This is a genomic window from Streptomyces sp. NPDC101234 (assembly GCF_044767525.1).
GTDB classification, from domain to species: domain Bacteria; phylum Actinomycetota; class Actinomycetes; order Streptomycetales; family Streptomycetaceae; genus Streptomyces; species Streptomyces sasae.
Window position 1 is genome coordinate 251,665 of sequence record NZ_JBIWOA010000007.1, and the last position, 19,281, is coordinate 270,945.

Sequence of the window (19,281 nt, forward strand, 5' to 3'; positions counted from 1 at the left end):
CGGAACGGTCGTACGAGCGGCGCGGTCCGGGTGTTACGCCGGGACGCTCGCCACACCCGGCGCCAGGAACTTCTTGCCGTTCACGCGCTCCGAGACACCCTCGCGGTCCAGGTACGGAGTGATACCGCCCAGGTGGAAGGGCCAGCCGGCGCCCGTGATCAGGCAGAGGTCGATGTCCTGCGCCTCGGCGACGACACCCTCGTCGAGCATGAGCCCGATCTCCTGGGCGACGGCGTCCAGGACGCGGTCCCGGACCTGCTCCTCGGAGAGGACCACGTCACCCTGCTTGAGCAGCGCGGCGACCTCGGGGTCCAGCTCCGGCTTCCCGCTGTCGTACACGTAGAAGCCGCGCTTGCCCGCCTTGACGACGGCCGCGAGGTTCGGGGAGACCGTGAAGCGGTCCGGGAAGGCCCGGTTGAGGGTCTCCGAGACATGCAGGCCGATGGCCGGACCGACCAGCTCCAGCAGCACCAGCGGCGACATCGGCAGGCCCAGCGGCTCGACCGCCTTCTCGGCGACCTCGACGGGCGTGCCCTCGTCGATGACGTTCTGGATCTCGCCCATGAAGCGGGTGAGGATGCGGTTCACGACGAACGCCGGGGCGTCCTTCACCAGAACCGCGGTCTTCTTCAGCTTCTTGGCGACGGCGAACGCGGTGGCGAGCGACGCGTCGTCGGTCTGCTCGCCGCGCACGATCTCCAGGAGGGGGAGGATCGCGACCGGGTTGAAGAAGTGGAAGCCCACGACCCGCTCGGGGTTCTTGAGCTTCGACGCCATCTCCGTCACCGACAGCGAGGAGGTGTTGGTGGCGAGGATCGCGTGCGCCGGGGCGACCGCCTCGACCTCGGCGAAGACCGTCTGCTTGACGCCGATCTCCTCGAACACGGCCTCGATGATGAAGTCCGCGTCGGAGAAGCCCTCGGCCTTGTCCAGCACACCGGTGACCAGGGCCTTCAGGCGGTTGGCCTTGTCCTGGTTGATACGGCCCTTGCCGAGCAGCTTCTCGATCTCGGCGTGGACGTAGCCCACACCCTTGTCGACGCGCTCCTGGTCGATGTCGGTCAGCACGACCGGCACCTCCAGGCGGCGCAGGAAGAGCAGCGCGAGCTGGGAGGCCATCAGACCGGCGCCGACGACACCGACCTTGGTGACCGGGCGCGCCAGGTTCTTGTCCGGGGCACCGGCGGGCCGCTTGCCGCGCTTCTGCACCAGGTTGAACGCGTAGATGCCGGCGCGCAGTTCGCCGCCCATGATCAGGTCGGCGAGCGCCAGGTCCTCGGCGTCGTAACCCTGCTGCAGGTCGCCGTTCTTGGCGGCGGCGATGATGTCCAGGGCGCGGTAGGCGGCCGGGGCGGCGCCGTGCACCTTGGAGTCGGCGATGAACCGGCCGCGCGCGACGGCCTGGTCCCAGGCCTCGCCGCGGTCGATCACCGGGCGCTCGACCGCGATGTCGCCCTTCAGCACGTGGGCGGTCCAGATCAGCGACTGCTCCAGGAAGTCGGCGCCCTCGAAGAGGGCGTCGGCGATGCCGAGGTCGAAGACCTGCTGACCCTTGAGCTGCTTGTTCTGGTTGAGGCTGTTCTCGATGATCACCGAGACGGCCTTGTCGGCGCCGATCAGGTTCGGGAGGAGCGCGCAACCGCCCCAGCCGGGAACCAGGCCGAGGAAGACCTCGGGCAGCGAGAACGCCGGGATGGCCTTCGAGACGGTGCGGTACTTGCAGTGCAGACCGACCTCGACGCCACCGCCCATGGCGGCACCGTTGTAGTACGCGAAGGTCGGCACCGCGAGGCCCGACAGCCGCTTGAAGACCTCGTGGCCGCCCTTGCCGATGGCGAGCGCGTGCTCGTGCTCCTTGAGGAGCTCGACACCCTTGAGGTCGGCGCCGACCGCGAAGATGAACGGCTTGCCGGTGATGCCGATACCGACGATCGTGCCGTCGGCGGCCTCCTTCTCGACCTGGTCGATGGCGGTGTCGAGGTTCGCCAGCGAGGCCGGGCCGAAGGTGGTCGGCTTGGTGTGGTCGAGCCCGTTGTCGAGGGTGATCAGCGCGAAACGGCCGGCCCCGAAGGGCAGGTCGAAGTGGCGTACGTGGGCGCTGGTGACGACCTCGTCGGGGAACAGGTCCGAGGCCTGCTTCAGAAGCTCGGTGGTGGTGCTCACTTGTCCCCCTCGAAGTGCGGGTTCTCCCAGATGACCGTCGCGCCCATGCCGAAGCCGACGCACATGGTGGTCAGGCCGTAGCGGACGTTCGGCTGCTCCTCGAACTGACGGGCCAGCTGCGTCATCAGACGCACACCCGAGGAGGCCAGCGGGTGACCGAAGGCGATCGCGCCGCCGTACTGGTTGACGCGCTCGTCGTCGTCCGCGATGCCGTAGTGCTCCAGGAAGGCCAGCACCTGCACGGCGAAGGCCTCGTTGATCTCGAAGAGACCGATGTCGGAGATGCTGAGCCCCGCCTGGGCGAGCGCCTTCTCCGTGGCCGGGATCGGGCCGTAGCCCATGACCTCCGGCTCCACACCCGCGAAGGAGTACGCCACGAGTCGCATCTTCACCGGCAGGTTGTTCTCGCGGGCGAAGTCCTCGGAGGCGATCAGCGAGGCGGTCGCACCGTCGTTCAGACCGGCCGCGTTACCGGCGGTGACCCGCCCGTGCACACGGAACGGCGTCTTCAGACCCGACAGGTTCTCCAGGGTGGTCCCCGGCCGCATCGGCTCGTCGGCGGTCACGAGACCCCAACCGGTCTCGCCGCCCTCCGGGTTGGTCCGGCGCACCGAGATCGGTACCAGGTCGGCCTGGATCTTGCCGTTGGCGTACGCCTTGGCGGCCTTCTCCTGGGAGCGGACCGCGTACTCGTCCGCGCGCTGCTTGGTGATCGTCGGGTAGCGGTCGTGCAGGTTCTCCGCGGTCATGCCCATGAACAGCGCCGACTCGTCGACCAGCTTCTCGCTGACGAACCGCGGGTTCGGGTCCACGCCCTCGCCCATCGGGTGACGGCCCATGTGCTCGACACCGCCGGCGATGGCGACGTCGTACGCGCCGAACGCGACGGAACCGGCGACCGTGGTGACGGCGGTCAGGGCGCCCGCGCACATCCGGTCGATGGAGTAGCCCGGCACGGACTGCGGCAGACCCGCGAGGATCCCCGCCGTACGGCCGATGGTCAGACCCTGGTCACCGATCTGCGTGGTCGCGGCGATGGCGACCTCGTCGATCTTCTTGGTGTCCAGACCGGGGTTGCGGCGCAGCAGCTCCCGGATCGCCTTCACGACGAGGTCGTCGGCACGGGTCTCGTGGTAGATGCCCTTCGGGCCCGCCTTGCCGAACGGGGTACGGACGCCGTCGACGAAGACGACATCCCTGACGGTACGAGGCACGATTGGCTCTCCTCCAGGGTGCGGGATGGCACTGCTGCATGCGCTGAGCGCGCGCTCAGAGCCCATGCTACTTATGAGTAACGTGACTGCCCAGTCCCGACGCCGGGAGCGGCGAAGGTCACACTTGAAACGCCGTCGATGTGAGCGCCCCGCGAGGGGCGCGGGGAACTGCGCGACCAGCCACATCGGACCCGCAGACCCCTACGGCGCTCTACCGAGGCGGCGCAGTGGACCCTCTCGGCGTCAGTACCGGAGTAGCCACCGGATGTGACCACAGCTCCCCGAACAACGTCCGAGCCACATCCACCCCGAACCCGTGCACATCGTGACTCATCGCCGACAACGTGGGATGCGTCAGCCGGCACAACTGCGAGTCGTCCCACGCCAGCAACGACACGTCCTCCGGCACCCGCAACCCCATCTCCGCGGCCACCGCCAGCCCCGCCACCGCCATGATGTCGTTGTCGTACATGATCGCGGTCGGCCGGTCCCCCGCGGTAGCGGCCAGCAGCGACCGCGTCGCCCGCGCCCCCGCCTCCCCCGAGTAGTCGGTCGTCACCTGCGCCGCCCCCGCCAGCTCCAGCTCCAGCGCGGCCTCCGCGAACGCGGTGCCCCGCATCGCCGTGTGCCCCAGCTCGGCCGCGCCCCCCACCCGGGCGATCCGCCGGTGCCCCAGCGCCGCCAGATACCGCACAGCCTCCTTGACGGCATCGCCGTCCTCCGTCCACACGGACGTCAGCCCGCCCGTCAGCGAGGGATGCCCCACGGCCACCACCGGCAGCCCCAGCCGCCGCGCCGCCGCCACCCGGGGGTCGTCCGCCCGGAAGTCGACGAGGATCGCCCCGCCGATGTGCCGCCCCTTCGACCAGGAGTCCAGCAGCCCAGCCTCCTCCTCCGCGCTCCGCACCAGCCGGAGCAGCAGCGAGCAGGAGTGCTCGGTCAGCACGCTCTCCACCCCCGAGATGAACTCCATGTAGAAGGGTTCGAGCCCGAGCATCCGCGCCGGCCGGCAGATCGCGAGGCCGACCACGTCCACCCGCGCCCCGGCCAGCGAGCGTGCCGTGGTGTCCGGCGCCCAGCCCAGCTCCCGGGCCGCCGCGAAGATCCGGTCCCGGGTCGCCTCCGCGAGCCCCGGCTTGTGGTTGAAGGCGAGCGACACGGCCCCCTTGGACACGCCCGCGCGCGCGGCGACGTCCTTGATGGTGACGCGGGGTGCTGTCATCGGGCGGGCTCCACGCAGTACAGGGCGGCCCGGGCGGCGGCCACGTCGGGAGTCTTCCAGCCGGTCACCCCGATCGTGACCCGTTCCCCGGGAAGCAGCGTGACCAGCCCGCGGTCGGCCCGCGCGGCCGGGGCCAGCCGGTCGGCCTGGAGGAGCAGGTCCCGTACGAGGGTGTGGGCCGTCACCGTCACCGCGCCCGGCGCGACGGTCACCTCGAACTCGGGCTTGGGGTAGGGGATTTCCCGGTCCGGCACGGGGAAGTACAGGGCCCGCAGCTCTCCCCCGCTCTCGACTTCGCTCGATCGGGGGGACCCCCATGCGTCGGCCACCAGGAACTCCGCCGGTCCCTCGGGCCGCAGCCCCTGCGGTACGTCGACGACCGCGACCGCCCGCGCCCCCGCCGCCAGCGGCACCGTCGCCCTCCCGACCAGCACCCCGTCCACGGTCATCCGGCGCATCGCCAGGTCGCCGTGCCACCCCCGTGCGGCCTGGTTGACGGCGGCCAACACCAGCCCCCGCTCCCGAACTTGAAGCGTCAGCAACCGATCCGCGTACAGCCGCCGCAGCTCGTGCCAGAGCGGTTTCTCCCGTCCGTCCCCGTCGAGGGCCGCCCAGGAGGTCACCGGCCAGCAGTCGTTGAGCTGCCAGACCACCGTGCCCGCACACACCGGCCAGTGTGAACGCCAGTGCTCGATCCCGGCGGCCACGGCACGCGCCTGGTTGACCTGCGTGAGGTAGTGCCAACGGTCGAAGTCCCCCTCGGGAAAGGCGAAATGCCGCTCCAGGCCGCGCCGCAGTTTCCCGTTCCCGTCGTCCGCCTTCTGGTGGTGCAGCATCCCGGGGGAGTCCGCCGCGAGCGCCTCACCCGGCAGCGCCCGCCGCAGCGTGGCGTACGCGGACGGCGCCTGCCACCCGAACTCGGCCACGAACCGCGGCACTTCGGCGCGGTACTCCGCGTAGTCCGCCCGGTTCCACACCTCCCAGGAGTGGTGCGTGCCGTGCGCAGGATCGTTCGGATGCCGGTCCCACGACCCGGACCACGGACTGCCCGCCGTGTACGGCCGCGTCGGATCCAGCTCGGACACCACCCGCGGCAACAGCCCCAGGTAGTACCCCTCGCCCCAGGACTCCCCGGCCAGCCGCTCCTCCCACCCCCAGTCCCGGAAGCCCCACAGGTTCTCGTTGTTGCCGTTCCACAGTGCCAGCGACGGATGCGGCATCAGCCGTACGACGTTCTCCCGGGCCTCCGCCTCCACCTCGCCCCGCAGCGGCTGCTCCTCCGGATAGGCCGCACACGCGAACGGGAAGTCCTGCCACACCAGCAGCCCGAACTCGTCGCAGGCGTCGTAGAAGTCCTCGCTCTCGTAGATCCCGCCGCCCCAGACCCGTACGAGGTCCACGCCCGCGTCGGCGGCCCGCCCGAGCCGCTCCCGGTACCGCTCCCGGGTCACCCGGGACGGGAACACGTCGTCCGGGATCCAGTTGACGCCCCGCGCGAACAGCCGCTCGCCGTTCACCACGAAGGCGAACCCGGTGCCGTGCTCATCCGCCCGCCGGTCCAGTTCCACCGTCCGGAAGCCGATCCGCCGCCGCCAGGAGTCGAGCACCCCGTCCCTGTGCAACAGCGTCAACTCAACGTCGTACTGCGGCTGTTCGCCGTATCCGCGCGGCCACCACAGCCGTACCTCCGGTACCTCCACCCGTACGACCGCTCCCGTCCCGTCGACGCGCGTCCGCGCCACCTGGCCGCCCACCCGCACCTCGACATCGAGCTCCGTCTCACCCCGGGTCCGCTCTACCTCGATGTCCAACTCCACCACACCCAGGCTCTGTCGGACGGTCACCACCGGGCGCACCCGGCCGATCCGGGCCGTCGACCAGTGCTCCAGCCGCACCGGCCGCCAGATGCCGGCCGTCACCAGGGTCGGCCCCCAGTCCCAGCCGAAGGAACAGGCCATCTTGCGGATGTACTGGTACGGCTCGGCGTAGGCGGCGGGCCGCTCGCCCAGCCGGTCGCGCACCGCGGCCGCCTCGGTGTAGGCGGAGGCGAACCGCACCGCGAGCCGCCCGTGCAGCCCGGTCACGTCGAAGCGGTAGGACCGGTGCATGTTCCGCGTGCGGCCCAGGAGCCGGCCGTCCAGGGTGATCTCGGCGGCGGTGTCGAGCCCCTCGAAGACGAGGTCGGTGCGCTCCTGTCCGGACCGTGCGTCCAGCTCGGCCGTGTACGTCCACTCCCGCCGGCCGACCCAGGCCACCTGGGTCTCGTTCCGCCCGAGAAAGGGGTCCGGGATCACGCCCGCGGCGAGCAGATCGGTGTGCACGCACCCCGGCACCGCAGCCGGCAGTCCGCCCCCCTCGTACTCCAGGACCCATCCCTCGCCGAACGGCGTGACCTCCAGCATGCGCACTCCCTAAACCGGTCTACTCCAGCACTGGGTGTACCTTCCGCATCCTTGGCGGGATTGGGACTTTACCGGTCGAGGAAAGCGCTGTCAGAGTGCCGAATCAGCCAACCCCGCACGTGCTCGTCCGTCCCCCGAACGGAGTTGATGCACATGAACCGCCGTACGCTCGCCGCGCTGGCCGCCGGAACCGCGCTTCTCCTCGCCGGCTGTACCGGTACAGGAGGTTCGACGAAGGGCGCGGACGCCAAGGCGCCGGACGATCCCTCGAAGGTGACGGGGACCATCACGGTTCTCACCCAGCGGACCGATCTCAAGCAGGACGGCACGCTGGACAGGTACGCGGCCGAGTTCAACAAGGTCTATCCGAAGGTGAAGGTCGAGTTCCAGGCGCTCACCGACTACGAGGCCGAAGTCAAGATCCGGATGAACACGGAGAACTACGGCGACGTCCTGATGATCCCCGGGGTCGTGAAGAAGAGCGACTACCCGAAGTTCTTCGCCTCGCTCGGCAGTCAGGCCGAACTCTCCAAGAAGTACCGCTTCACCGGCTTCACCACGGTCGGCGGCAAGGTCTACGGCCAGAGCCCGATCGGCGTGATGCCCGGCTTCGTCTACAACAAACGGGTCTGGAAGGCGGCCGAGGTCGACCGATGGCCCACCAGCCCGGCCGAGTTCATCGCCGACCTCAAGGCGATCAAGGCGAAGACCGGCGCGACGCCGTACTACACCAACTACGCGGCCCAGTGGCCCCTGAGCTCCTGGACGTTCGTCAACGGCTCGGTGCACTGCGACACCGGGGCCACCACCAAGCTCGCCGCGGGCGACCCGTGGGCGCAGGGGGCGGACCTGCGGGTGGGGGACACGCTGCTCTACGACATCGTGCACGACGGCCTGGCCGAGAACGATCCGACGACCACCAACTGGGAAGCTTCCAAAGCCCAGTTGGCCAAGGGGAAGCTCGCCACGCAGTGGCTGGGCACCTGGGCGATCGTGCAGTTCCGGGACGCGGCGAAGAAGGCCGGCGTGGACCCCGACGACATCGGCTTCATGCCGTTCCCGGACCGGACGGACGGCAGGTTCTGCGGCACGGTCGGCCCCGACTACAACCAGGCCGTCAACATCCACTCCCAGCACAAGGCGGCCGCCCGCGCCTGGATCGACTGGTTCACCGACAAGTCCGGCTACGACAAGGACAACCTGGCGATCTCCCCGCTCAGGAACGCGCCCCTGCCGGCCGTCCTCAAGCCGTACGAGGACGCGGGCGTGAAGCTCATCGAACTGGACGACACGGCCGGAGCCCGGGTCAAGCTCATCGACTCCGAGTCCGAGGTCGGCATCTACGCCCCCGACTACCGTCAGAAGCTCGTCGACCTGGCCCGCGGCGCCCGCGGCGGCACTCTGGACGGTTTCCTCGGCGACCTCGGCAAGAAGTGGACCGCGGCGGAGAAGTCGGCGGGGACGTCATGACGCACGCGCGGCGCCTCACCCCCTGGCTCTTCCTCCTGGCCCCGCTCGCCCTCCTGATCACCTTCACGTACGCGCCGATCGTCAACATGCTGGCGTACAGCTTCACGGACTGGGACGGCCTCAGCCCCGAACTCCACTACACCGGCGCCCACAACTACGCGGAGATCTTCACCCGCCCCGACCTCTTCGAGGTCTTCCTGGTCAGCGGGTACTACCTGGCCGCCTCCGTCGTACAGATCGTCGCGGCCCTGTACTTCGCGACGGTCCTGAGCTTCAAAGTCCGCTTCCGGAACTTCTTCAAGGGAGTGCTGTTCTTCCCGTCGCTGATCAACGGGGTCGCGATCGGCTTCGTCTTCCTCTACTTCTTCCAGGACGGCGGCACGCTCGACTCCGTCCTGGCGTTGTTCGGCGTCCACACGCACCACGCCTGGCTGGGTACACCGGTGTCGGCGAACATCTCCCTGGCCGGCGTCTCGGTCTGGCGCTACCTGGGCCTGAACTTCATCCTCTTCCTGGGCGCGATCCAGTCGATCCCAGGGGAGCTGTACGAGGCGGCCGAGCTGGACGGAGCGGGCCGCTGGCACCAGTTCCGGCACATCATCGCGCCGGGCATCAAACCGGTCGTCACCCTCACCGTCATCCTCTCCGTCTCCGGCTCGCTGTCGGTCTTCGAGGTGCCGTACATCATGACCGGCGGGGCGACCGGCACGGAGACCTTCGTGACCCAGACCGTGAAGCTGGCCTTCCAGTACAACAAGACGGGCCTCGCCTCGGCCGCCGCGGTCGTCCTGCTGCTGATCGTCCTGGCGGTGACCTGGCTGCAACGGCGGCTGGTGCCCGACGAGAGGGTGGACCTCGTATGACACGGCGGCGGGTGGCCCGCGCGGCGGTCCACGTCTCCCTCGCAGCGGCCGCGGTCGTGGTGCTGCTCCCGCTCACCGTGGTCCTCCTGACGTCCCTCAAGTCCTCGTCGGAGATGGCGGACGGCAGCGGGGCGCTGACCCTCCCCGACGACCTGCTGAACCTCCACAACTACGTGACCGCGTTCCAGGACGGCGGCATGCTCCGCGCCTTCGGCAACACGCTGTTCATCGTCGTCTTCTCGATCGGCGGAACGGTGCTGATCGGCTCGATGACGGCGTACGCGATCGACCGCTTCACGTTCCGTTTCAGGAAGGCCGTGGTCGCGCTCTTCCTGCTGGCCGCGCTGGTCCCCGGAGTGACCACCCAGGTGGCGACCTTCCAGATCGTCAACAGCTTCGGCCTCTTCGACACCCGCTGGGCGCCGATCGCCCTCTACATGGGCACGGACATCGTCTCGATCTACATCTTCCTGCAGTTCGTCCGCTCGATCCCGATCTCCCTGGACGAATCGGCCCGCCTGGACGGCGCGAACGCGTTCACGATCTACCTCAGGATCATCCTCCCGCTGCTGAAACCGGCGATCGCGACCGTCGTCATCGTCAAGGGCATAGCCGTCTACAACGACTTCTACATTCCGTTCCTCTACATGCCCTCCCAGAACCTTGGCGTGATCTCGACGTCACTGTTCCGCTTCCGGGGACCCTACGGAGCGCACTGGGAGGTCATCTCGGCCGGAGCGATCCTGGTCATCCTGCCGACGCTGGTCGTCTTCCTCTGCCTGCAACGCTTCATCTACAACGGCTTCATGCGGGGAGCGACCAGGTGAACCGCGGTCGTCCTGCGCAGTGCTTCGTCGGCGGGTGTCACGACGGGCGCCGCGAGCGAGTGCACCAGCACCGGCTCGTCGCCGGCCCCGTACGCGAACCGGGTGGTCGCCGGGCCGCAGGCCACGCCGAGCACGTCGAGCACCCGCGCCGTGCGGAGCGTGAGGGTCCGGGCCGGCGGGCTGTCCGAGGAGAGCGGGCCGGTACGGTCAGGTCGGCCGGGCCCGCTGCGGGCGTCCGCCCACACGCCGGTGACGACGTGTTCGGGACACCCGTCCGGGCCCGGACGGGTGACGGTCTGCACCGTGTACTGCCGGCGGGAGGGCAGTTCGGTCAGGACCAGGTGCGCGCTGCCGGAGTACCGGACGGCCGCGTGCCGCATGACCGGCCAGGAACTGTTGATCTGGAGCGCGTCCGCGCATTCCACCGGCTCGACCGGGATTCCGGCGACGGCCGGGGCGAGCAGGTAGCCGGGCAGCGGGCAGGTGCGCGCCCAGGCCACGGCGGCGGCCGGACTCGTCGTGCGGATGCCCCGTAGAGCGGGGATTCCCGCCCGTGACAGGCGGGCCGCCTGAGCACCGCGGTCGTACCTCAGCGGGGACGACGCCGGATCGGCGCCGGGCAGGCCGAGCTGCCAGGCGATCCGGTCGGCCGCTTCGATGCCCTCGGCGCTGCCCGCGACGACGGCCGACACGCCCAGTGCCCGCAGGGCCTTGACCGTCTGCCGGACTCCCCGGTGCACGACCGAGCCGGCGTACCCGGCGGGTACCGGGGCGGTCCGGTACGCCGGTGGCCGCAGACGGTGCTCCGGTACGACGGCCACCGTCCGCCAGCCTTGTCGGGCGAAGGCCCGCGGATACGGACCGTCGCCGTCGTACGGGGCGATCACCGCTGCGGTGCCGGAGGGGATGGTCATTGCTGTGCTCTCCCATGAAGGCTGCGCTGCTCGACCTGCCGGTACGAGGCCGACCGGGCTTGTTGGGACCATATGGTCTCTTCTTCTCCGCCCGCTTTCCTACCGGTGATTGCCCTGACTCGGATGAGATGTCGATGTCGCTCGGATGCCGGCCCACGCCAGAAGCGACCGTTCGGTCTCTTCTGGTGCTGCCAAGTCTGGAACGCCGACCCTGTGACGTCAAGGGAACACCGGGTTTAGTGGGGCGTCGTAATAGGGCAGGTCAGGACTGATCTGCAGAGGGGGCCTTACGCCCCACTTCACGCTAGTATCGGCAGGCACCTCATCGGCCGACGGGCCTCGAAGGCGAGATCGAATGAGCAACCCGCGCAGGCCGCGACGTCGGCAGCAGCGTGCCATCGACACCAGGCAGCGCATCCTCGACACCGCCGGCGCGCTCTTCGTGGCGGACAGCTATGAGGGGACCTCGATCAGCGACCTCATCACGGCCGCACGGACGAGCAAGGGCGCCTTCTACCGGCATTTCCCCGGCGGAAAGCTCGATGTGGCGACGGCCATCATGGAAAACACGCTGACCATGGACGGGCTCGTGGAGCAGCGGATCATGCTCCAGGAAGTGGTCGACATCGGCATGATCCTGGCGCACCGGATCTCCCACGAGAGCGCCCTGCAGGCCGCTCTGATGCTGTCTTTCCACAGCAGTGCGCCGGAAACCTATGGAACTCCGTGGCCGGACTGGATCGTTTTCAACGCAGGGCAGTTGGCCGAGGCCCGGCGGCGCGGTGAGCTGAAGCCTTTCGTCGACCCGGAGCAGCAGGCCCACCAGATCGCGGGAGGGTGGGCCGGAGTGGTGCTGATCTCGAACACCCTCGACCGGCACCTGGGGAACGTGGAAGAACGCGTTTCGCGCATGTACCGCAATCTGGTGACCGCGATCGCGGTTCCCGAGGTCCTGCCGGAGCTGGACCTCTCGGTGAACCGGGGCAGGAATCTGTACACCGCGTTCCTGGAAGGCGCACCTGCCCCCGACCGGTCGCACGGCGAGACGGCGGAGGAACCCCCGGAGTGACCGAAGGGTTCTCAGGCGCGCCTGAACTCCCGGCGCGCCTGAGAACCCGGGAAAGCGGCCTAGACGGCGAGCGCCGTCACCAGTACCGGCGTCACCTGCTCCACCTGCCAGGGCCGTGCCCCGTATCCCTCCAGCGCCGCTCCCACCGTCTCGGCGTCCACCACCTGCGGGGGTTCCCAGCAGAGGCGCCGCACCGTGTCCGGCGTGATCAGGTTCTCCTGCGGCATGTTCAGCTGCTCGGCCAGCGCCGACACCGCGGCGCGCGCCGCGGACAGCCGAGCTGCCGCGGCGGGATCCTTGTCGGCCCAGGCCCGTGGCGGCGGCGGCCCCGTGACCGGCTGCCCCGGCTGCGGCAGCGCGGTGTCCGGCAGTGCCTTCGCCCGGTCCACCGCGGCCTGCCACTGCTCCAGCTGGCGCCGCCCCATCCGGTGCCCGAACCCGTTCAGCCCGGCGAGGACGTGCACATTGGCCGGCAGGGCGAGCGCCGCCTCCACGATCGCCGTGTCGCCGAGCACCTTGCCCGGCGACACGTCCCGCTTCTGCGCGATCCGGTCCCGGGTCTCCCAGAGCTCCCGCACCACGCCCAGCTGCCGGCGCCGCCGCACCTTGTGCATCCCGGACGTGCGGCGCCAGGGATCCTTCCGCGGCTCGGCCGGCGGCGCGGCCGCGATCGCGTCGAACTCCTGCCGCGCCCACTCCAGCTTCCCCTGCCGGTCCAGCTCCTTCTCCAGCGCGTCCCGCAGGTCGACGAGCAGCTCGACGTCGAGCGCCGCATAGCGCAGCCAGGGCTCGGGCAGCGGCCGGGTCGACCAGTCGACGGCGGAGTGGCCCTTCTCCAGGACGAACCCGAGGACGCTCTCGACCATCGCGCCGAGCCCGACCCGGGGGAACCCGGCGAGACGGCCCGCCAGCTCGGTGTCGAAGAGGCTGCTGGGCACCATGCCTATCTCGCGCAGACAGGGCAGGTCCTGGGTGGCCGCGTGCAGCACCCACTCGACGCCGGCGAGCGCTTCGCCGAGGCCGGACAGATCGGGGCAGGCGGCCGGGTCGATCAGTGCGGTCCCGGCGCCCTCGCGGCGCAGCTGGACGAGGTAGGCGCGCTGCCCGTAGCGGTAGCCGGACGCACGCTCGGCGTCGACGGCGACCGGACCGGAGCCGGCGGCGAACGCGGCGATCACGCGGGCGAGGGCGGCCTCGTCCGCGACCACGGGCGGAATGCCCTCACGCGGCTCCAGCAGAGGGATCGGCGCCCCCGTCACAGAAGATCCGGCGTCGTCCGGAGGGGTGCCCCCGGTGGTGCGCAGTGAACTGTCTGCTGCGGTCTCTTGGGCGTCGGTCACATGTCAAGGGTATCTGTGTGTGGACGGCGCCCGTCGACGGAACGTTCCGTCGACGGGCACCGGAGGGTCGTAAACCAGTCAGGTCGGTGAAAGATCGGGTCCACGAACGGGGGACAGCGGAGTACGGCGTGAGGGGGACCGGCGGCCGATCCGGTTCACGTCGGTGAACGTTCGACGGGTCAGTGGATGATGCCGGTGCGGAGGGCCACGGCGACCATTCCGGCACGGTCGCCCGTGCCGAGCTTGCGGGCGATACGGGCGAGGTGGCTCTTGACGGTCAGGGCGGACAGGCCCATCGAGACGCCGATCGCCTTGTTCGACTGGCCCTCCGCGACCAGCCGGAGCACCTCGACCTCACGGCCGGAGAGCTCGCGGTAGCCACCCGGGTGGCTCGGGGCACCCGGGGGACGGCGGTGCATACGGGCGGCGGCGGAACCGATGGGGGCGGCGCCCGGTCGGGTGGGGAGCCCGATGTTGGTGCGGGTGCCGGTGACGACATAGCCCTTGACCCCGCCGGCCAGGGCGTTGCGCACGGCGCCGATGTCGTCGGCGGCGGACAGGGCCAGGCCGTTGGGCCAGCCCGCCGCCCTGGTCTCGGACAGGAGGGTCAGGCCGGAGCCGTCGGGGAGGTGGACGTCGGCGACGCAGATGTCGCGGGGGTTGCCGATGCGGGGACGAGCCTCCGCGATGGACGAGGCCTCGATCACATCGCGCACGCCGAGCGCCCACAGGTGGCGGGTGACGGTGGAGCGGACGCGCGGATCGGCCACGACCACCATCGCGGTGGGCTTGTTCGGGCGGTAGGCGACCAGGCTTGCGGGCTGCTCTAGGAGAACGGACACCAGGCCTCCTGGGGTGGGGGACGGGGGGCCGGCTTGTGGGGATGAAGCCGGGACGAACCGTGCTTTCAAGGTCACAGTCGTCTTCGGCACCAAACCCGTCCGCCTTTAGAGAATGATCACGATCTGGTGAGTAACAATACGTGCAATTCGGACACGCGATCGATCATCCGAAGATCGAATCGGTTCGGGCTGTTGCGGTACGGGACAGAAAGTGGCCGTATCGACAAAGAGATGGTCAATGAAGGGTGAGTCGACGGGACCCGGGTGGACGGGTCCCGCTCCATGGTGGTGAAAGGGCGTGGTAAGGGTTCAGCGGGCCTGCGGGTCGCGGCGCTGCGGCAGCGTCACCACCGAGGCGTCGCCGGGGGCGGCCGGCGGCAGCCCTGCGACCTGTGCCAGCAGGTCGCACCAGGAGGCGAGGTGCCCCGCGGTGTCCGGGACGCCGGAGCGGCCCTCCCGAGGCGTCCAGGAGGCCCGGATCTCGATCTGCGAGGCGGCGGGGCGCTCGGAGAGCCCGCCGAAGTAGTGCGAACTCGCGCGCGTCACGGTCCCGCTCGGCTCCCCGTACGACAGACCGCGCGCCTGGAGCGCCCCGGTCAGCCACGACCAGCAGACCTCCGGCAGCAGCGGGTCGGCCGCCATCTCCGGCTCCAGCTCCGCGCGCACCAGCGTGACCAGCCGGAACGTGCCGCGCCAGGCGTCGTGCCCGGCCGGGTCGTGCAGCAGCACGAGACGCCCGTCGGCGAGATCCTGGTCGCCGTCGACCACCGCCGCCTCCAGGGCGTACGCGAACGGGGCGAGCCGCTGCGGCGCGGGCGTCGGCTCCACCTCGACCTGCGGCCGCAGCCGTGCGCCGCGCAACGCGTCGACCGCGGCCCGGAAGGCCTGCGGTACCGGCGGCGCCGTACTGCCCGTATTCCCTTGCCCCTCCCCGGTGTCCTTCCCCTCGCCCGTCCCGCCAGCGCCGTCCGACAGTCGTCCCTGAGCCGCAGCCATGCGGGGAAGAGTAAGGGGAACGACGGCTTCGCGCAGGGAGAGACACCACCTAAGGCACCACCCGAGGCGCCGCACAGGGCGCGGCCACGGCGGCTTCGGGGGCGTGCGAGACTTGCCGTCGTGAGTGCGAACGGAAGCCCCGCGGGCCAGCAGCCGACAGCGACGTACGACAGCGCCTTCCTGAAGGCGTGCAGGCGTGAACCCGTGCCGCACACCCCCGTGTGGTTCATGCGCCAGGCCGGGCGCTCGCTGCCGGAGTACCACAAGGTGCGCGAGGGCATCCCGATGCTGGAGTCCTGCACGCGGCCCGAACTGGTCGCCGAGATCACACTCCAGCCCGTGCGCCGGCACAACGTGGACGCGGCGATCTACTTCAGCGACATCGTCGTCCCGCTCAAGGCCATCGGTGTCGACCTCGACATCAAGCCCGGCGTCGGCCCGGTCGTCGCGAACCCGATCCGCACCCGCGCCGACCTCGCCCAGCTCCGTGACCTCACCCCCGAGGACGTCTCCTACGTCACCGAGGCGATCGGCCTGCTCACCGCCGAGCTCGGCCCGACCCCGCTGATCGGCTTCGCCGGCGCCCCGTTCACCCTCGCGAGCTACCTCATCGAGGGCGGCCCCTCGCGCACGTACGAGAACGCCAAGGCGATGATGTACGGCGACCCCGAGCTCTGGGCCGACCTCCTCGACCGCCTCGCCGACATCACGGCCGCGTTCCTCAAGGTGCAGATCGAGGCCGGGGCTTCGGCAGTCCAGCTCTTCGACTCCTGGGCAGGTGCGCTGGCCCCCGCCGACTACCGCCGCTCGGTGCTGCCCTTCTCCGCGAAGATCTTCGACGCCGTCGCCGGGTACGGCGTCCCCCGCATCCACTTCGGCGTCGGCACCGGTGAACTGCTCCGGCTCATGGGCGAGGCCGGTGCGGACGTGGTCGGCGTCGACTATCGCGTTCCGCTCGACGAGGCCGCCCGCCGGATCGGCCCCGGCAAGGCGCTCCAGGGCAACCTCGACCCGACGGTCCTGTTCGCCGGCAAGGACGTGGTGGAGACCAAGGCGCGCGAGGTGCTCGACGCGGCCGCCGGCCTCGAAGGCCATGTCTTCAACCTCGGGCACGGCGTCATGCCGTCCACCGACCCGGACGAGCTGACCCGGCTCGTGGAGTACGTCCACTCCCAGACCGCTCGCTGAACCCGCCTACCAGCCGGGCCGGGGCCGGGCCCGCCTGCCGAACAGCAGGCCGCGCGGCTCCGGTGGCGGAGGTGTGCCCGGCTTGAGCGGCAGGGCGAGCACCATGCCCACGAGGAAGCCGACCACGTGCGCCGCGTACGCCACGGTCCCGGCGTCCGAGACGCCCTCGCCGGACGAGTACAGGGCCTGGAGCACGAACCAGAAGCCCAGCACCAGCCAGGCCGGCAGCCGCAGCGGCAGGAAGATCAGGAACGGCACCAGCACCCACACCCTGGCCCTCGGGTAGAGGACCAGATAGGCGCCCAGGACGCCGGCGATCGCACCGGACGCGCCGATCAGCGGGTCGCCCGAGGTGTCGTTGACGAGCGCGAAGCCGTAGCCGGCCGCGTAGCCGCAGACGACGTAGAAGAGGAAGTACCGGACGTGGCCCATCCGGTCCTCGACGTTGTTGCCGAAGATCAGCAGGAACAGCATGTTGCCCAGCAGGTGCAGCCAGCTGCCGTGCAGGAACATCGCCGTGAAGACGGACAGCGCGGGCGACTTGTCGTAGCTCGGCGGCCCGATGACACAGCCGGGACCGCTCCGGCCGAGCCCCACCTGCCCGGTCGGTACCACCTGGGGCATCTGATGGTGGATCAGCTCTCTGGGGACCGCGGCGTAGTGGTCCATGAAGGCCTGCAGATGACACAGCTGCGCCAGATCGCTGCCGCCCGCCACGGAGCCGGCTATGCCGGGTGTGAACAGGAACACCAGGATGTTCGCGGCTATGAGTGCGTACGTCACATACGGCGTGCGGCGCACCGGGTTCACGTCATGGACGGGTATGACCACAGGTAAGTAGTGCCCAGGGAAGGGTGGGCCGAAGCAGGGGGCGTTTCGGTGAACGTCGCCACGGTCGCGTGCGTATGTGTGTGAAACCGACGTGCGGTCCAGGCGACGTGAGGAACAGGCGATGAACGAGCGGGTTACTCCTCAGGCATTCCCTCCCATGCAGGCGCTTCCCGACGGCGAGGCGGAGATCTCCCTGGTGGTGCGGCTCCCCTGGGAGGACGTGGCACGGCTCGGTCAGGAGGCGGGGCGACTGGCCGCGCAGATGCAGCGGCCGGTGACGCTGGACGAGGCGGTGAGCAGCCGGCTGCGGTCGACCCGGCCGGCGGCGGCGCATGCCCGTCCCGGGGCGGAGCAGCCCGCGGCCGCGCCGGGAGGGGCGGGGGTCACTTCTCTGCCGCGGATCAGTGGGACGGCCTAGGAGGCGTTGCGGGGTGCGGGTGGAGTGTGGCTGGTCGCGCCCACGCGGCGGCAGCCGCAAATCGGCACAGCCCCGCGCTCCTGGGCGGGGACAGGCGTCCCCCGTCAGTAAGTCCCCTTGCGCACCTTTACTACCGCTTTTCTCGCCGCCACCAGTACGGGGTCCCACACCGGTGAGAACGGCGGGGCGTAGCCCAGGTCCAGGGCCGTCATCTGTTCCACCGTCATCTCCGCCGTCAGGGCCACCGCCGCGATGTCGACCCGCTTGCCCGCGCCCTCCCGGCCCACGATCTGGACGCCCAGGAGGCGGCCCGTGCGGCGTTCCGCGAGCATCTTGACCGTCATGGGGCTCGCGCCGGGGTAGTAGCCGGCGCGGCTCGTGGACTCGATGGTGACCGTCTCGAACTGCAGGCCCACCCGGAGGGCATCCTTCTCGCGCAGACCGGTGCGGGCGATCTCCAGGTCACAGACCTTGCTCACCGCCGTGCCGACGACACCCGGGAACGTGGCGTAACCGCCACCCACGTTGGTGCCGATGACCTGGCCGTGCTTGTTGGCGTGGGTGCCCAGCGGAATGTACTGCTCCTGGCCCGAGACCAGGTTCAGGACCTCCACGCAGTCGCCGCCCGCCCAGATGTCCTCATGGCCGCGCACCCGCATCGCGAGGTCGGTCAGCAGACCCCCGCGCCCGCCGAGGGGCAGGCCCGCCGCCGCGGCGAGGCGGGTCTCGGGGCGCACACCGATGCCCAGGATCACCACGTCCGCCGGATACTCGGCGTCCTCCGTGGCCACCGCGCGCACCCTGCCGTCCTGGCCGGTGAGCACCTCGGTGACCTCGGTTTCGTTGACCATGGTGATGCCGAGGCCCTCCATGGCCTTGTGCACCAGGCGGCCCATGTCCGGGTCGAGCGTGGACATGGGCTCGCTGCCGCGGTTGACGACCGTCACCTCGTAGCCCCGGTTGATCATCGCCTCGGCCATCTCGACGCCGATGTAACCGGCGCCGACCACCACGGCCCGACGGCCACGCGTGCGTGCCAGCGTGTCCAGCAGGGCCTGGCCGTCGTCCAGGGTCTGCACACCGTGCACGCCCGGCGCGGCCGCGCCCGGCATGTCGGGGCGGATCGGGCGGGCGCCGGTGCCGATGACGAGCTTGTCGTAGGACGTCCAGGACTCGGCGCCGGAATCGACGTCACGCGCGCGTACCCGTTTCCCGGCCACGTCGATCTCCGTGACCTCGGTGCGCATCCGCAGGTCGATCCCGCGTGCCCGGTGCTCCTCGGGCGAGCGGGCGACCAGCCGGTCCCGTTCCTCGACGTCCCCGCCGACCCAGTACGGGATGCCGCACGCCGAGTAGGAGGAGAAGTGACCGCGCTCGAACGCCACGATCTCCAGCTCGTCCGGTCCCCGCAGCCGGCGCGCCTGGGACGCCGCGGACATACCCGCGGCGTCCCCGCCGATCACGACCAGCCGTTCCCGCCCACTGTTCATGCTCATGCGAACACGCTACGGGCAGCGGGAAT

At 70.3% G+C, this 19,281-nt stretch carries 16 protein-coding genes; 6 read left to right on the forward strand and 10 right to left on the reverse strand.

Annotation, left to right across the window (positions count from 1 at the left end; all coding sequences use genetic code 11):
- Window positions 1–33: 33 nt before the first annotated feature.
- The 4 genes from ACIRR9_RS15610 to ACIRR9_RS15625 all read right to left on the reverse strand — a co-directional run bounded on the left by ACIRR9_RS15610 (window position 34) and on the right by ACIRR9_RS15625 (window position 7,001).
- Window positions 34–2,163: a 3-hydroxyacyl-CoA dehydrogenase NAD-binding domain-containing protein gene (locus ACIRR9_RS15610; protein ID WP_403751486.1), complete on the reverse strand. Its 2,130-nt coding sequence runs from the start codon at window positions 2,161–2,163 to the stop codon at window positions 34–36.
- A complete protein-coding gene (locus tag ACIRR9_RS15615; RefSeq protein ID WP_359217136.1) occupies window positions 2,160–3,377 on the reverse strand; it encodes an acetyl-CoA C-acyltransferase in 1,218 nt (405 codons plus the stop codon). The genes ACIRR9_RS15610 and ACIRR9_RS15615 overlap by 4 nt, the downstream gene beginning before the upstream one ends.
- 211 nt (window positions 3,378–3,588) lie before the next feature.
- Window positions 3,589–4,599 (reverse strand): LacI family DNA-binding transcriptional regulator, encoded by a 1,011-nt coding sequence (locus tag ACIRR9_RS15620; protein WP_403751488.1) that lies wholly within the window; start codon window positions 4,597–4,599, stop codon window positions 3,589–3,591.
- Window positions 4,596–7,001, reverse strand: coding sequence for a glycoside hydrolase family 2 protein (locus tag ACIRR9_RS15625; protein WP_403751490.1), 2,406 nt, complete (start codon window positions 6,999–7,001; stop codon window positions 4,596–4,598). The genes ACIRR9_RS15620 and ACIRR9_RS15625 overlap by 4 nt, the downstream gene beginning before the upstream one ends.
- A 153-nt stretch (window positions 7,002–7,154) precedes the next feature.
- Here ACIRR9_RS15625 and ACIRR9_RS15630 point away from each other — a divergent pair, with 153 nt between their 5' ends.
- The 3 genes from ACIRR9_RS15630 to ACIRR9_RS15640 are packed head-to-tail and all read left to right on the forward strand — an operon-like array spanning window position 7,155 to window position 10,161.
- The gene (locus ACIRR9_RS15630; protein ID WP_403751492.1) at window positions 7,155–8,471 is read left to right on the forward strand and encodes an extracellular solute-binding protein; all 1,317 of its coding nucleotides are present in this window, start codon (window positions 7,155–7,157) and stop codon (window positions 8,469–8,471) included.
- On the forward strand, window positions 8,468–9,334 hold the full coding sequence (locus ACIRR9_RS15635) for a carbohydrate ABC transporter permease (protein WP_403751494.1): 867 nt from the start codon (window positions 8,468–8,470) through the stop codon (window positions 9,332–9,334). Before ACIRR9_RS15630 ends, ACIRR9_RS15635 begins: the two co-directional genes overlap by 4 nt.
- The gene (locus ACIRR9_RS15640) at window positions 9,331–10,161 is read left to right on the forward strand and encodes a carbohydrate ABC transporter permease (RefSeq protein ID WP_365350178.1); all 831 of its coding nucleotides are present in this window, start codon (window positions 9,331–9,333) and stop codon (window positions 10,159–10,161) included. The genes ACIRR9_RS15635 and ACIRR9_RS15640 overlap by 4 nt, the downstream gene beginning before the upstream one ends.
- Here ACIRR9_RS15640 and ACIRR9_RS15645 read toward each other — a convergent pair.
- Entirely contained in the window at window positions 10,128–11,075 is a 948-nt protein-coding gene (locus ACIRR9_RS15645; RefSeq protein ID WP_403751496.1) for a hypothetical protein, read from the reverse strand. The genes ACIRR9_RS15640 and ACIRR9_RS15645 overlap by 34 nt on opposite strands.
- Before the next feature lie 355 nt (window positions 11,076–11,430).
- Here ACIRR9_RS15645 and ACIRR9_RS15650 point away from each other — a divergent pair, with 355 nt between their 5' ends.
- Window positions 11,431–12,144 carry a TetR family transcriptional regulator gene (locus tag ACIRR9_RS15650; RefSeq protein WP_403751498.1) on the forward strand — a complete coding sequence of 238 codons (714 nt, stop codon included), beginning with the start codon at window positions 11,431–11,433 and terminating at the stop codon, window positions 12,142–12,144.
- A 59-nt stretch (window positions 12,145–12,203) separates the two neighbouring features.
- Here the strand turns inward: ACIRR9_RS15650 and ACIRR9_RS15655 are convergent, their stop codons facing one another.
- The 3 genes from ACIRR9_RS15655 to ACIRR9_RS15665 all read right to left on the reverse strand — a co-directional run bounded on the left by ACIRR9_RS15655 (window position 12,204) and on the right by ACIRR9_RS15665 (window position 15,322).
- Window positions 12,204–13,484: an HRDC domain-containing protein gene (locus tag ACIRR9_RS15655; protein ID WP_403751500.1), complete on the reverse strand. Its 1,281-nt coding sequence runs from the start codon at window positions 13,482–13,484 to the stop codon at window positions 12,204–12,206.
- Between the two features lie 179 nt (window positions 13,485–13,663).
- Window positions 13,664–14,326, reverse strand: coding sequence for a response regulator transcription factor (locus tag ACIRR9_RS15660; protein WP_123973178.1), 663 nt, complete (start codon window positions 14,324–14,326; stop codon window positions 13,664–13,666).
- Between the two features lie 309 nt (window positions 14,327–14,635).
- Entirely contained in the window at window positions 14,636–15,322 is a 687-nt protein-coding gene (locus ACIRR9_RS15665; RefSeq protein WP_365350186.1) for a DUF3000 domain-containing protein, read from the reverse strand.
- A gap of 120 nt (window positions 15,323–15,442) precedes the next feature.
- On the opposite strand from ACIRR9_RS15665, the gene hemE reads away from it, so the two are divergent.
- The gene (gene hemE / locus ACIRR9_RS15670) at window positions 15,443–16,510 is read left to right on the forward strand and encodes a uroporphyrinogen decarboxylase (RefSeq protein WP_403751502.1); all 1,068 of its coding nucleotides are present in this window, start codon (window positions 15,443–15,445) and stop codon (window positions 16,508–16,510) included.
- Window positions 16,511–16,516: 6 nt separating this feature from the next.
- Here the strand turns inward: hemE and ACIRR9_RS15675 are convergent, their stop codons facing one another.
- Entirely contained in the window at window positions 16,517–17,341 is an 825-nt protein-coding gene (locus tag ACIRR9_RS15675) for a rhomboid family intramembrane serine protease (protein ID WP_403751504.1), read from the reverse strand.
- A 157-nt stretch (window positions 17,342–17,498) separates the two neighbouring features.
- Here ACIRR9_RS15675 and ACIRR9_RS15680 point away from each other — a divergent pair, with 157 nt between their 5' ends.
- Window positions 17,499–17,759, forward strand: a complete 261-nt coding sequence (locus ACIRR9_RS15680; RefSeq protein ID WP_403751506.1) for a hypothetical protein — start codon at window positions 17,499–17,501, stop codon at window positions 17,757–17,759.
- A gap of 104 nt (window positions 17,760–17,863) precedes the next feature.
- Here ACIRR9_RS15680 and ACIRR9_RS15685 read toward each other — a convergent pair whose 3' ends face one another.
- Complete coding sequence (locus ACIRR9_RS15685) at window positions 17,864–19,255, reverse strand: FAD-dependent oxidoreductase (protein WP_403751508.1); 1,392 nt, start codon at window positions 19,253–19,255, stop codon at window positions 17,864–17,866.
- Window positions 19,256–19,281: the final 26 nt, after the last annotated feature.